The sequence below is a fragment of the Psychrobacter sp. HD31 genome (assembly GCF_051097895.1).
GTDB lineage: Bacteria > Pseudomonadota > Gammaproteobacteria > Pseudomonadales > Moraxellaceae > Psychrobacter.
In genome coordinates, this window is sequence record NZ_CP142525.1 from 1462621 (window position 1) to 1475748 (window position 13128).

The 13128-nt window shown below is 39.6% G+C and carries 14 protein-coding genes; 10 read left to right on the forward strand and 4 right to left on the reverse strand.

What is annotated here, in order from left to right:
- Positions 1-155: 155 nt before the first annotated feature.
- The 4 genes from VH441_RS06440 to erpA all read right to left on the reverse strand — a co-directional run bounded on the left by VH441_RS06440 (position 156) and on the right by erpA (position 3837).
- Positions 156-971, reverse strand: a complete 816-nt coding sequence (locus VH441_RS06440; protein ID WP_434352832.1) for a methylated-DNA--[protein]-cysteine S-methyltransferase — start codon at positions 969-971, stop codon at positions 156-158.
- Between the two features lie 47 nt (positions 972-1018).
- Positions 1019-1522 carry a disulfide bond formation protein B gene (locus VH441_RS06445; RefSeq protein ID WP_434352833.1) on the reverse strand — a complete coding sequence of 168 codons (504 nt, stop codon included), beginning with the start codon at positions 1520-1522 and terminating at the stop codon, positions 1019-1021.
- A gap of 163 nt (positions 1523-1685) precedes the next feature.
- Positions 1686-3269, reverse strand: coding sequence for a glutamate--cysteine ligase (gene gshA, locus VH441_RS06450; protein WP_434352834.1), 1584 nt, complete (start codon positions 3267-3269; stop codon positions 1686-1688).
- A 235-nt stretch (positions 3270-3504) separates the two neighbouring features.
- Positions 3505-3837, reverse strand: coding sequence for an iron-sulfur cluster insertion protein ErpA (erpA, locus tag VH441_RS06455; protein WP_434352835.1), 333 nt, complete (start codon positions 3835-3837; stop codon positions 3505-3507).
- Positions 3838-4155: 318 nt separating this feature from the next.
- On the opposite strand from erpA, the gene VH441_RS06460 reads away from it, so the two are divergent.
- The 10 genes from VH441_RS06460 to mpl all read left to right on the forward strand — a co-directional run bounded on the left by VH441_RS06460 (position 4156) and on the right by mpl (position 13097).
- Complete coding sequence (locus tag VH441_RS06460; RefSeq protein WP_434352836.1) at positions 4156-4395, forward strand: HvfA family oxazolone/thioamide-modified RiPP metallophore; 240 nt, start codon at positions 4156-4158, stop codon at positions 4393-4395.
- 119 nt (positions 4396-4514) lie between these two features.
- Positions 4515-4793, forward strand: coding sequence for an HvfA family oxazolone/thioamide-modified RiPP metallophore (locus VH441_RS06465; RefSeq protein WP_434352837.1), 279 nt, complete (start codon positions 4515-4517; stop codon positions 4791-4793).
- Positions 4794-4840: 47 nt separating this feature from the next.
- On the forward strand, positions 4841-5767 hold the full coding sequence (locus VH441_RS06470; RefSeq protein ID WP_434352838.1) for an HvfB family MNIO-type RiPP peptide maturase: 927 nt from the start codon (positions 4841-4843) through the stop codon (positions 5765-5767).
- On the forward strand, positions 5751-6581 hold the full coding sequence (locus VH441_RS06475; protein ID WP_434352839.1) for an HvfC family RiPP maturation protein: 831 nt from the start codon (positions 5751-5753) through the stop codon (positions 6579-6581). The genes VH441_RS06470 and VH441_RS06475 overlap by 17 nt, the downstream gene beginning before the upstream one ends.
- Before the next feature lie 88 nt (positions 6582-6669).
- Positions 6670-7317 (forward strand): HvfX family Cu-binding RiPP maturation protein, encoded by a 648-nt coding sequence (locus VH441_RS06480; RefSeq protein ID WP_434352840.1) that lies wholly within the window; start codon positions 6670-6672, stop codon positions 7315-7317.
- A 28-nt stretch (positions 7318-7345) separates the two neighbouring features.
- Positions 7346-7957: a sigma-70 family RNA polymerase sigma factor gene (locus tag VH441_RS06485; RefSeq protein WP_434352841.1), complete on the forward strand. Its 612-nt coding sequence runs from the start codon at positions 7346-7348 to the stop codon at positions 7955-7957.
- A gap of 54 nt (positions 7958-8011) precedes the next feature.
- Positions 8012-8257, forward strand: a complete 246-nt coding sequence (locus tag VH441_RS06490) for a hypothetical protein (RefSeq protein WP_434352842.1) — start codon at positions 8012-8014, stop codon at positions 8255-8257.
- Between the two features lie 183 nt (positions 8258-8440).
- Positions 8441-10414, forward strand: a complete 1974-nt coding sequence (abc-f, locus tag VH441_RS06495) for a ribosomal protection-like ABC-F family protein (RefSeq protein ID WP_434352843.1) — start codon at positions 8441-8443, stop codon at positions 10412-10414.
- Positions 10415-10474: 60 nt separating this feature from the next.
- Positions 10475-11404: a DnaJ C-terminal domain-containing protein gene (locus tag VH441_RS06500; RefSeq protein ID WP_434352844.1), complete on the forward strand. Its 930-nt coding sequence runs from the start codon at positions 10475-10477 to the stop codon at positions 11402-11404.
- Positions 11405-11654: 250 nt separating this feature from the next.
- Positions 11655-13097 (forward strand): UDP-N-acetylmuramate:L-alanyl-gamma-D-glutamyl-meso-diaminopimelate ligase, encoded by a 1443-nt coding sequence (gene mpl, locus VH441_RS06505; RefSeq protein ID WP_434352845.1) that lies wholly within the window; start codon positions 11655-11657, stop codon positions 13095-13097.
- Positions 13098-13128: the final 31 nt, after the last annotated feature.

Below are 13128 nucleotides of genomic sequence, written 5' to 3' on the forward strand. Positions count from 1 at the left end.
CAAAAGCGACATACCAAAATGCCGTACTAGCAATAGCAATTAAAAAAATGGATTTAAGCTTCATGATAGTTACCAAGTTAATATCTTTGATAACTATCAGTTTACGCATTTGGCAGAATAGAATTATGAAAAGTTTATGGATTAGATTTAATACGTTAAGCAGTGTTGTCTTCTAACGCAAGTAAAAACCGCTTACGCCATAAGCCACCACCATATCCGCCTAAATCGCCACTTTTGCGGATAACACGGTGGCAAGGGATAATAATAGATATTTTGTTTTTACCATTGGCATTGGCAACCGCACGCATGGCTGTGGGCTTGCCCATTTTTTCCGCCTCATCTTGGTAACTAATGGTTTTGCCATAATCAATGGTTTGCAAAGTTTGCCAAACGGCTTGCTGAAACGGCGTACCAACGGCTTCCAATGGTATGTCAAATTCGACTCGCTTGCCTGCAAAATACTCATCCAACTGGTTTTGTAAAGTTTGAGCGGATAGATTTGAACTTGTATTGATAAACTCAAACTGGCATTTTTTATCTTTAATAATTTGATTTAACTCGGTTTCTAACATTTTACGCTCTAAAAACTCCAATAAACACAGCTTACCTTGTGCAAAAATGGCAAGCATATTACCAATTGGGGTATAAACGTATGAAAACTGGCAAATGTTTTGATATTGGTTTTTTGAGTTAAGGATAAAGTATGCACGTTTGATACGAACATAGGCACCAAGCGACATGCACGTGGTTTTCTCAAACGTTTTTTTAAATTGATTTAATTGTTGCTCTGAGTCAATTGGATGCTCACGATAAGACTTTGGTGGATTTTCTTCTTTATCCAACCATTGAAGGTACGCCTGTAAGTCTGCATCTGTATTTTTTACAAAAAAATCAGCAAAAAAAGAGCTGACTGCGGTAAGTTGATTATCTACAGAAATCGGTAAAGCTGGTCTCACATCCGTGTTTATCATCTCTTACCCTCTTTATTTAATCGGTTATGGTTGAGTCCGTTGTATGGTTAGCCTTTCTCTCGTACAATCTTACGCAATAGCAGCAAATGCACTAAAATTAAAAAAATGCTTAACAAAAAGGTTTGCATTGGGATGCTCATGCCAAGTAGTGTCCATTCAATGGTAGCGCATTCGCCAGAACCACGAAACACCTCTTTAACCACATCAAACATGGGCATGGTATCTACCCAATAATCAAGCCCTGGTCCACACGCCGGTGTTTGATCTGGTGGTAGATTTTGTATCCAGGTATGGCGTGCTGCAACAACCGCTGTCCACACAACGCCTGATAAACTACCAAGCCATAAAAATAGCCGAAACCCTTTATTTTTTGGGTTAAATAAGACAGCAAAAAAAGCAAACACACCCATCACCATTATTCCAATACGCTGGAAGATGCATAATGGGCAAGGAAACAAGCCTAGCTCACGCTGTAAGTAAAAGAATGCAAAACTAATAGCAACGACTGCTGTTAGTAATAAAAATACGTTGATTAGTCGATAATTATTCATGTTTTGCTCTACTTTTGCATTAAAAACCTTGCGCTGTTTTTAAGCATTAGCCTTACTTTAATGAGTGTGATTTAACATCAAGTCAAATAAGATTTGTTGGCTTTAATAAATGCACAGGCTGGCTGCACATTGGCCATATCCTATTTATCTCGACTCTTAATTTTTACCTAAACTGCTTTACATACTCTTTAAAATCTTGGGTTTGCTCTGCTTCTAAATCTGCCTGTTGTAGGGCTGATTTTTCTGCCAACACCTCGTATCTTGCTTGAGTATTTGGGCTAAGGGCATATTTTAATAAATGATCTTTGTGCTGATTGGCAAGCGTTTTTCCCAACTGTGCTGTGCTACCTAGGCGTTTGCTGTCGGCAATAATTTGCGCTGATAAGGTCAAATTAGGGTTACTAACCTTACCTTGCATAAGTGCCACGGCGGTTCGATAGTCATTACCGCCATGTTTTTCGTCAAACATTTCTGCCAATGGTAACATTTTTGCTAAGTGCTTTTGCATCCATGCTTGTAGGTTTTGCTCTTTCCCATTTACCAAAATATTGGTATTGGTGTCGCGCCCACCGTTAACAACTCGCTCAAGGTTTATGGCAAGCTCTTTATCTTCATCTGGCATTAACTCTGGCGAGTCATTGAGCAGGCAATACAACGCCAATATCTCTAAAAAGCAAGCACTCGATAAACGGATACCTACATCGCTATACGGATCAAGGTCAATTGCTCTAAACTCAACATAAGCAATCCCTCTATCTTCTAAAGCTTGTGTTGGTGTTTCACCACCTTTTGCAATTTGTTTTGGGCGGATTGGGCTGTAATATTCATTTTCAATCTGCAAAATATGGTCATTAATTTGTACCGGATTGCCCTCGCTGTCATCCACACCAATATCGGTAAAATCTTTAAACGGGGTATGAATGGCTTTACGCAAGCCTGCAATATATTCTGGCAAATTGTTATAGCGGATATCTAACCCATCTTGCACACTATTTGTGTAACCCAGTTTGCCCATACGCAATGAGGTAGAGTTTGGTTGGTAATAAGTATGCTGATTCAACTTTTTTAGGTTGTGTTCACGCCCTACCAAAAAACAAGGGCAAACACTAGGGCTCGCACCATAAAGGTATAATACCAAGCTGGTTAGGCGGTTAAAGTTACGGATTAGCCCTAAATATTTTTCATTTTTAAACTCAGCCAAACTGCGGTTTTCATTTTGCTGTTTGTGCCACTCACCAAACAAATCATCACCAAATGACAAGTTGTAGTGCAAGCCCGCAATGGTTTGCATGCGCCTGCCATAACGTACGCCCAGCCCACTACGGTATAAGGTTTTAAGTTTACCAATGTTAGATGTGCCATAGTCTGCCAACGGTATGTCTTCATCTTCGCTAGATAACATACAAGGCATGGATAGTGGCCAAAGTAGCTCTTGATTTGACTTGCTATTTTCATCATTGTCATCACTGATAGAGTGTTGAACCAGCACATGCAGCTCTCTTAACATGGCAAGTGCTTGTTTTGGCGACTCTTTTGGATCAGTAATTAGTTCAAGTAAACTTTCTGAGTAGTCAGTGGTAATGTAAGGATGCGTTAATTTAGAGCCCAGTTTTTCTGGGTGCGGTGTTTGGGCAAGGTAGCCATCTTTTTGCATACGCAAGCCTTCTTTTTCTATGCCCCTAAGCATGCCTGTTAAATGCTGGCTGGTTAGCCAATTTGGCAAAGTAAACCCTGTTGTACTGTTCATGTCTTTCTCTATATTTTTATCAATAAATATTTTGCATAACTTTGCAAACACACTATAAATTGTATCCTATCAAACAATAAAATAACATGGAATATATAGACTATGCTTTTTTATTGCTTTTTGATTAATCACTTATCCTTTTTTATACTTATCATCTTTTTATATAGTCATTCAAATTATATAATCCCTTAAAATAAAAAACCCACCAAACGGCGGGTTAATAAAACACGATGATCTAAATAGAAAAAGAAGAACCACACCCACAGGTTGTCGTAGCGTTTGGGTTTTTAACCACAAAACGTGAGCCTTCTAGCCCTTCTACATAGTCGACTGTCGAACCTTGTAAATATTGATAACTTAACGAGTCTACCACCATGTTCACATCTTGGTTTTTAAAGGTGGCATCGTCTTCATTAACCTCATTTGCAAAGTCAAAACCATAAGAAAAACCAGAACAGCCACCACCTGTTACATAAACTCGTAACATTAAACTGGCATCGCCTTCATCTTCTCGTAAAACACGCAGTTTATTTGCTGCATTATCAGTTAAGGTCATGGTTGGTTGCATAGTTATTATCCTAATGGGTTGGTATTTTATGCATTATATATAAGATTGCTCTCATTATATCACAAGCAAAAACCAATATTTTTTAGCTAGATGATTAAATTTATTGATTAAGACTAATCAACCTAATGGACTCAAGCCCCCTTTTCATAGGGTATGACACCTTAAAAATAAAACTTTTAAAAAAAATTAAAAAAAAGTGTAAGAAATCACCCCCTAGCTCCGACTAAGTTATAACAGCAAGAAAAACCTAAACATTTTTTCTGGTTGTTATGTTTTTAACCATCTATTTTTATTTATATATCAAACAAGGACTTAATCATGAAAACCAAACACATCGTAAGTGGTCTTGCTATTTCTTCAATCATGGCAATTAGTGCATCAGCAAGTGCGGGTACGACCAACCCATTTTCTGCAAAATGTATGAGCAATGGTCAAGCAACCTCAACAGCTTGCAAAAAGGCTGATGCCAAATGTGGTGAAGGCAAATGTGGCGCAACCACCCACTCTAAAAAAGCTGACGGTAAATGTGGTGAAGGCAAGTGTGGTGGTGCTAAATAACTTTTAATGCATTTTTTACAACCTCAACCTGACTATTAGCCTTGTGATTAATACGCTTGTACAGCATGGTTTTATAACACAAGGTTAATAGTAAGTTTTAATTTAATAGGGAATTTATTATGAAATCAAATACGATTGTAAAAACTTTGGCCGTATCTTCTTTAATTACTTTAGGCGTTACAGCCTGTACGGGTAACCCATTTCAGGCAGATAGCATGGACAAAGGCTATGAAATGAAAAAAGCCGAGCACAAATGCGGTGAAGCAAAATGTGGCGCTGATAAAAAAGCGGATGGCAATTGTGGTGGCGACAAAAAAGCAGATCATAGCTGTGGTGCCGATAAAAAAGCCGACGGTAAATGTGGCGAAGGCAAATGCGGTGCTGATAAAAAGAAATAAGTTTATACATTAACACGCATGTGATACCCATTAGATAAGGATAACTCATGAATAATACAATTAGCGGTGCTGGTTTAGGGTTTCGTCGTGATTTGCTACAACCAATGCAATCTGCCGATTTATCTGCCATTGATTTTTTTGAAATCTCGCCAGAAAACTGGATAAACAGTGAAGGCAAACTTGGCGGTAATTACGAAGCAAGCTTAAAAGCCTACACCGAGCGTTTTGATTTTATTTGCCACGGCTTATCTTTATCTATTGGTAGTACCCGTTATTTAGATTTTGACTTATTAAAACAAGTTAAAAACTTTATGCACACACACAATATTGGTATGTATACCGAGCACCTATCTTGGTGCAGTGATGAAAAGGGACACTTGTATGACTTATTGCCCATCCCTTGCACGGAGGAAGCCGTGCATTGGACAGCAAACCGTATTAAACAAGCTCAAGACTTTATGGGGCAACAAATCGGCTTTGAAAACGCCTCATACTATTATCAGCCCAAAATAAGCACCATGAGCGATGCTGCTTTTATATCCGACGTTTGTCACGAGGCAGACTGTTTGCTACATCTGGATATCAACAACATTTATGTTAATAGCCAAAACTTTGGATTTAATCCACACACGTATTTACGTCAATTGCCACTAGAACGATCCTGCTATATACATGTTGCGGGGCATTTTATAGAAGAGGATGGGCTTATTGTCGATACCCATGGCAATGCCGTAATCGATAAAGTTTGGGATTTGTTAGTGGATGCCTACCAGCTAATTTACAAAAAAACTGGAAAATTACCTGCCCAAATACCAACCTGTTTAGAACGTGATTTTAATTTCCCAGAGTTACAAGAACTCATAGGCGAGGTTAACCACATTCACCAACTACAGGCAGATGTTGGCAACCAATTAAACCAGCCACAAGATATCAAGCCACACAATACAAAGGGGAGATATGCAAATGCTAGCTAACAAAGCAACCCCAAAAATAACGGCAGACATCAAAATGCCAAGCCAGTTGCAGGCATTTCAGGCTGATTTTGGTGACTATTTGCGTAGCCAAATGCACGAGGATGGCAACAGCATCCCCAAACGGGTGGGGCAACTTTATCAGGAGTTAATTTTTAACAACCTAAAAGGGTTTATTAATCAATGCTTCCCTGTTTGCCAAACCATAATGACAGCAAAGCAATGGCAAGCATTGTCTTTATACTTTTTTCAAAATGCAGACTTACATAGCCCCTACTTTACCGAGGTAAACAAACACTTTGTAGACTTTATGTACACATTGTCTGATACACAAAAACAAGTCTTATCTGTGCCTGACTACATGGCAGATTTAGCGCATTATGAATGGGTGGAGCTAAATTTAGATATACAACCCAACAACCCTAAAAACACCGCATTGTTTGCAAACTATGCGCTTAACCAAAATATGCAAAACTTGCATTACCTGTGGGCAGTTCATCAAATTGATAATACTAACCCACCCACAGAACCGACAGACACTTTTTTGTTGGTGTATCGCACACCAACGCATTCGGTTGAGTTTATGGAAACAAATGCACTCACCCACTTGCTGATTGAGTATATGACACAAACAGCCAGTCAGGCTGAAAACACAAACCATGCCAACAGCAATAACGAGCCACTATTTAATGATGGGCGTGCTTTGTTAACCGCTTTTTTTAACTCTATAGAAACCGAGGTTGAACCACACATATTAGATTTTGGTGAAGCGTTATTGGCACAACTTATCAGCGAACACCTTATTATTGAATGTTGAGCAATTTAAGCAAATAACATAACGGCTAGCACTTTTTAGATTCATCCATATAAACTCATCCATTTTTTATTATTTTTAGGAGATTGTTATGAGCATCATCACATCAGTCGCAACACTCTACAATACGGTTATAGACAAGCTGAAGTCATTAGATTTTTTAGTATTAGTGGCTTTAAGGCTATATCTTGCGCCTATATTCATTATTGCTGGGTTAAACAAGCTTATGCATTTTGAAGACATGGTGGCATGGTTTGGTAATCCAGACTGGGGGCTAGGATTGCCAGTCCCTGCTGTTATGGTCAGCTTAACCATCATTGCCGAGCTCATTGGTGGTGTTGCCTTACTGGCTGGTTGGTTTACACGCATATTTGCGTTTATGCTATCTATCACCATGTTGGTTGCTGCCAAAACCGTACATTGGCAAAATGGCTGGTTTGCTATCACCCCAACTGACCCAACCACCAGCATTGCCAGCTTATTTGCAAAACTTGGTTTTGGCTCTGCACATGACAGCATACAAAACTCAATTGAAACTGGCGCACGCTTAGACAAGGCACGTGAACTGTTACAAACCCATGGTAACTATGACTGGCTAACCGAAACAGGCAATTTTGTTGTGCTAAACAATGGGGTTGAGTTTGCCATTACTTATCTTATAATGTTGTTAGTACTGGTTGTTTATGGTGCAGGCAAATGGTTGAGTCTTGATTTTTGGTTCTCTCCAAAACATAAGTAATGCAAAACTAAAAAGGTTAAACAACGCTATGTCGGCAACTTCTGATACAAAAGCTAAAATTGATGATAAATTTATTGCAGATGTATATGAGCAGATGTTGGCTTTTGCAATATCTCAATTTAAAGATGAACATCAAGCTCAAGATGCTGTTCAAGAGGCATTGACCGCTGCATTAAATCATTCAGACAAGTTTAATGGCAAAGCAACATTTAAGACTTGGGTGTTCTCCATTTTAAAAAATAAGATTATTGATGAAATAAGAAGCAATAACCGCTACGTCAATATATCGAGTATGCAATCAGATGATGGAAATACATCTGATGAAGAGTTTATCAGCTTGCTGTTTGATGATGCAGGATTTTGGTACAAAAACGGTAAACCATCTGCTTTTGATAACAGCTGGTGTGAGCCCGAAACTCAAGCACACGGTGAGGAGTTTTGGCAGGTGTTGGAGTTTTGTTTAAATAAATTACCTGCGGAGCAATCTCGAGTATTTATCATGCGAGAATACATAGAGTTAGAAACAAATGAAATTTGTGCAGAGGTTGGTATCAATAGCAATAAATTTTATGTACTCATGCACCGAGCAAGGTTAAGATTACAACAATGTTTGTCTATTCGCTGGTTTGCTGAACAATAAGCAAATACCGTTTTAATTTATATCATCAAACCACAAAGATCAGGTAGAAAAACCATGGAAACTCAAACACCACGCAACCACTCATCAAGCAATCCAATGCACAAAATGATGCTAAGTTGCTATAAGGCAACTGAACTGGTTAGCTTATCTTATGAACGCAAACTGTCAAGAGGTGAGCAGTTTAAACTTTACACGCATACAATGATGTGTAAGGGGTGTCGTCAGTTTTTAAAAAACACTGAAATACTTGATAATATGTTACAAGCGCATAAAGAATATGAAAAGAACGCCAAAAAATAATAACCTTATTTTATGTTGCTGTTAATATTAAGGTCTGTTGATTTCAACAGACCTTTAATTTATTTGAGGAACCAATAACAGCTGAATGACATTGCCTTCGCAGTACTAATCTTGTAAATGGTTTATTTTAGTTATGATAAACTACCACCTTATTAAAAAACATGACAATTTAGCTCAAACACCATGATTCAATTTCAAAACATATCCGTCCGCCGAGATGGTCGCGTATTATTCCAAGATGCCAGTTTTCAGTTGCATCCTAAACAAAAAATCGGCTTAACAGGAAACAACGGCACGGGTAAATCCAGCTTATTTGCCGTTTTACTTGGCTCACTTGCTGTTGATACGGGTGAAGTGTCGATACCGTCTAATTGGAAAATGGCACACATGGCTCAAGAAGTTGAAAGTGTGGATATGACGGCTATTGACTATGTACTGGCAGGTGATGACGAATGGTATGCACTGAATGCCAAACTTACTGACCAATCGAGTTTGGCAGAATCTGAAATCGCCCATTTACATCAAAGATTTGATGAAATTGATGGCTACCGTACCCCAACCAAAGCGGCACAAATCATGGCAGGTTTAGGGTTTGCAACGCCTCAACATTCGCTAAAAGTTGGTGAGTTTTCGGGCGGCTGGCGAATGCGGTTGAACCTTGCACGCACCTTGATGTGTCGAGCAGATGTCATGCTACTTGATGAACCGACCAACCACTTGGACTTAGATGCGATTTTATGGCTAGAAGACTGGATATCTGCGTTTGATGGCATGGTACTGCTCATCTCGCATGACCAAAGTTTTTTAGATGCTTGCGTTAGCCATATTCTACATATCGAGCATCAAGGCATTACCCTATATACAGGAAACTACAGCCAATTTGTACGTATCCGTAGTGAACGCCTTGCTCAGCAACAACAAGCTTATGAAAAACAACAAGAAACAAAAGCCCATCTTGAAGACTATATTCGTCGTTTCCGTGCCAAAGCCACCAAAGCCAAACAAGCACAAAGTCGCATCAAACAACTGGAACGCATGACCGAACTGTCTGCCGTGGTCGCAGACAATCCGTTTTCGTTTAAATTTTATCCGCCCAGTCATATGGCTTCACCACTGGTTGTGATGACCAACGCCAGCATTGGCTATACAGAAGTCCCTCTACTAACGAAAGTTAAGCTACAAGTAACGCCTGACAGTCGTTTAGGATTGCTCGGTATGAATGGGGCGGGTAAATCGACCGTGATTAAAGCATTGGTTGGCGACTTACCCATATTATCAGGTAGCTACCGAGCCAGTGATACCCTAAAAATTGGCTATTTTAACCAACATCAGATGGACAGCCTCGACAATGAGGCAACCCCATTGACAATGCTCAGACGATTGGCAGGCACGACTTCGGACGCTGATTTACGAGCGTTTTTGGGAAGTTTTGATTTCCGTGGTGAACGTATTGATACCCCAAGCAAACTGTTTTCAGGCGGTGAGCGAGCCAGACTGACCCTTGCACTTATTGTATGGCAACGCCCTAATGTGCTTGTACTTGATGAACCGACCAACCACCTTGATTTACAAATGAGGCAAGCATTGACCGTGGCTTTACAGGGTTTTGAGGGGGCTGTGGTTCTCGTATCACACGATAGAGAACTGATAGCCAATGTCTGTGATGAGCTGTATTTGGTGCATGATGGCAAAGTAGATGAATTTACCGGTGATATTGCCGATTATGGTAAGTGGTTAAAAGACAGTCGAAAGGCAGAGCAAAAGGCGATGAATGCTCAAAATGAGCAAGGAGCTTCTGCCAACCAGGGAGAGCAAACTACAAGCACTTCTTCTAACTCATCCCAGTCAGAGTTATCAGGGGGATTAAGTAAAGAAGACCTCCGAAAACTTAAAGCCGAACAACGTAAAGTCACAGCCCCCATCCGTAAACGTATCGAAAAGGTAGAAGCCGAACTGGAAAAAATCAGCGAACAACTGGCTAGCTTAGAAGATAAACTCGCTGATACAGGACTGTATGACGATGCTCGTAAGACCGAACTGTTAGAGCTACTTGAACAGCAGAAAACCTTACAACAGTCAGAAGCAGAGCAGGAAGAGCGTTTAATGGAGGCGATGGAGGAGCTAGAAGAGGTTGAGGGTGAATTTGGAATCACCTAAAATAACGGTATCACAATATGATAATTCACAAACCGTAAACGCGGCATAAAGATTAAAGCAATGGCAAAAACCTATTACGACATACTCGGTATCAAACCAACCGCAACCGATGAGCAGGTTAAAGACGCCTATCGCCATTTGGTTCGTTTGCATCACCCAGATGTTAGTCAAGACCCTAATGCCAGCTTAAAAATAACTCAAATAAACAATGCTTATGAAGCCCTTAAAGATGCCGATAAGCGTGCTAAATATAATCGAGCTAACCCAACAATATTTGCCCAGCCACAACAGCAAGCTCCATTTTCATCACAATCCAAACCTTACTCTGCTTTTAGTAACAGCCCTTTATTAGGGAGTGATAGTTTTAATTTTGATGCGGTATTTTCCGCTTTTGGTAACAATCAAACAACAAAAACAGCGCCACTTGACCCAACTAAGGGCGCAAATAAGTTTTTAACGGTTGATGTACCATTAACCAGCATCTACAAAGGCGATAAAATCGCCATTAATGCGTATCTACCAACAAGACAGCCCAATGGCAACATGCTTGATGACCCCGTCAAACTCATGGTGAATATAGCTAAAGGCACAAAACAAGGGCAGCTAATCGGTATTGCCAAACATGGCGAGGCAAGTGAGGTGGGCGGTGACAATGGTGACTTGATTTTAAAGGTTAACATTACTCATGCAAATAACATTGTTTTAAAAGGCAATGATGTTTATCAAACCATTAATATTACTAGTTGGGAAGCTTTTTTAGGCGATAGCATTGAAATAGAGTCACCTGCTGGTACGCTCTCTGTTTTTATCCCTGAAAATAGCCAAACTGGCGACAAAATACGCATTGCTGCTAAAGGCATCCCTTCTGTGCCTGCAGGCAATTTATTTGTTGTTTTAAAAATTGTTAACCCAAAAATTACTAATCAGAACCAACTTGAAGCAATAAAAAAATTAAAAAAAGTTTTTGAAAATACAATAACTAACAGATAACAACACATGACTCCTATATACTGTAACCGTAATGTTTAGTTTAAGCTGATACTCAATAGAAATAAGCTAAATTAGCATAACCAAACTAACAATCAATCCACTATTTTAATCCAAAACTAACTAACCCTATTTACGCCACCCTTCACTATCACAGCAGTTTTATTGATAGATTGGTGATTTTGATTGAGATACTTTACAATATCTGCGTTTAAACTAATTTTATTATTAAAAATACAATTAAGGTGTAGCTATGCACATTCATATCCTTGGTATTTGCGGTACATTTATGGGCTCTATGGCACTACTTGCTCGTGACCTAGGGCATACCGTTACGGGCTCTGATGCCAATGTTTATCCTCCCATGTCTACCCAACTAGAAAACGCAGGGGTAGAGATTATGCAAGGCTACACAGCTGACCACCTTGGCAAAAATGGTAAATACCCTACTCCAGACTTGATTGTTGTTGGCAATGCCATGAAACGTGGTATCGAAGCAGTAGAATATATGCTAGATAACGCCATCCCATATATTTCAGGTCCTCAGTTTCTTGCCGAGCATATTCTTCATTCTCGCCATGTATTAGCGGTAGCTGGTACGCATGGTAAAACCACAACAACGACCATGCTGGCTTGGACATTGCAGTTTAATGGCATTGACACAGGCTTTTTAATTGGCGGTGTACCTCTGGTTAATTCGGATGAGCCTCACCTGCAAAAAGCATTTGCTCACAGTAGCTACTTAGGCAAGCCAACAGATGATAATGAATTAAACGGACGAGGTTATTTTGTTATCGAAGCAGATGAATACGACTCTGCCTTTTTTGATAAGCGATCTAAATTTGTGCATTACCGCCCAACGACCTCTATTTTAAATAATTTAGAGTTTGATCATGCTGATATTTTTGCAGATTTAGATGCCATCCAAACGCAATTTCATCATCTTATCCGTATGATTCCTAGCAATGGCGTCATCATCATGCCAAGCGAAACGCAAAGTCTTGAAGATACCATCCAAAAAGGATGTTGGACACCCATTTGGCGAACTACCATCAATAACCATAATGGAAGCGATTGGCAGGCAGAGTTAATTAAAGATGACGGCACCTGTTTTAAAATTCACTTTACTGATGTAGACGGTAATACCCACACAGGTGAGGTAAATTGGGGTATGAGTGGTTTGCACAATGTAAACAATGCACTAGTAACCGTTGCTGCTGCCCACAATATTGGTGTAAGCGTTGCTGATGCCTGTACAGCGTTAAGCAACTTTGCGGGTATCAAACGTCGTATGGAGTTAATTGGCGATGTCAATGGTATTCAAATTTTTGATGACTTTGCTCACCACCCAACCGCCATTACCACCACACTTGATGGTGCAAAAAAGAAGTTAGCAGGCAAACGCATTTGGGCAATTATTGAACCACGCAGTAACACCATGAAGATGGGTATCCATCGTGATAGCTTGGCATCAAGCGCATCACTGGCTGATGAAGTGATTTGGTATGAACCAGAAAACTTAGCTTGGGGATTAAAAGAGGTGATTGGTGATACGCCACACCAACAAGTACTCACCGCTACTCAAGCAATTATTGATTTAATTGTAGAACAGACTCAACCAAATGATGCCATTGTGATTATGTCTAACGGTGGTTTTGAAGGTATTCATAAAAGGTTGGTTGAAGCGTTACAGTAATTTCTACCATTTTATTGAATATAAAAAAATG

What these genes read in the sequence shown, in the direction of transcription:
- VH441_RS06440 (WP_434352832.1), bottom strand. Translation starts at nt 971, where the DNA reads ATGATAAACACGGATGTGAGACCAGCTTTACCGATTTCTGTAGATAAT.
- VH441_RS06445 (WP_434352833.1), bottom strand. Translation starts at nt 1,522, where the DNA reads ATGAATAATTATCGACTAATCAACGTATTTTTATTACTAACAGCAGTC.
- gshA (WP_434352834.1), bottom strand. Translation starts at nt 3,269, where the DNA reads ATGAACAGTACAACAGGGTTTACTTTGCCAAATTGGCTAACCAGCCAG.
- erpA (WP_434352835.1), bottom strand. Translation starts at nt 3,837, where the DNA reads ATGCAACCAACCATGACCTTAACTGATAATGCAGCAAATAAACTGCGT.
- VH441_RS06460 (WP_434352836.1), top strand. Translation starts at nt 4,156, where the DNA reads ATGAAAACCAAACACATCGTAAGTGGTCTTGCTATTTCTTCAATCATG.
- VH441_RS06465 (WP_434352837.1), top strand. Translation starts at nt 4,515, where the DNA reads ATGAAATCAAATACGATTGTAAAAACTTTGGCCGTATCTTCTTTAATT.
- VH441_RS06470 (WP_434352838.1), top strand. Translation starts at nt 4,841, where the DNA reads ATGAATAATACAATTAGCGGTGCTGGTTTAGGGTTTCGTCGTGATTTG.
- VH441_RS06475 (WP_434352839.1), top strand. Translation starts at nt 5,751, where the DNA reads ATGCAAATGCTAGCTAACAAAGCAACCCCAAAAATAACGGCAGACATC.
- VH441_RS06480 (WP_434352840.1), top strand. Translation starts at nt 6,670, where the DNA reads ATGAGCATCATCACATCAGTCGCAACACTCTACAATACGGTTATAGAC.
- VH441_RS06485 (WP_434352841.1), top strand. Translation starts at nt 7,346, where the DNA reads ATGTCGGCAACTTCTGATACAAAAGCTAAAATTGATGATAAATTTATT.
- VH441_RS06490 (WP_434352842.1), top strand. Translation starts at nt 8,012, where the DNA reads ATGGAAACTCAAACACCACGCAACCACTCATCAAGCAATCCAATGCAC.
- abc-f (WP_434352843.1), top strand. Translation starts at nt 8,441, where the DNA reads ATGATTCAATTTCAAAACATATCCGTCCGCCGAGATGGTCGCGTATTA.
- VH441_RS06500 (WP_434352844.1), top strand. Translation starts at nt 10,475, where the DNA reads ATGGCAAAAACCTATTACGACATACTCGGTATCAAACCAACCGCAACC.
- mpl (WP_434352845.1), top strand. Translation starts at nt 11,655, where the DNA reads ATGCACATTCATATCCTTGGTATTTGCGGTACATTTATGGGCTCTATG.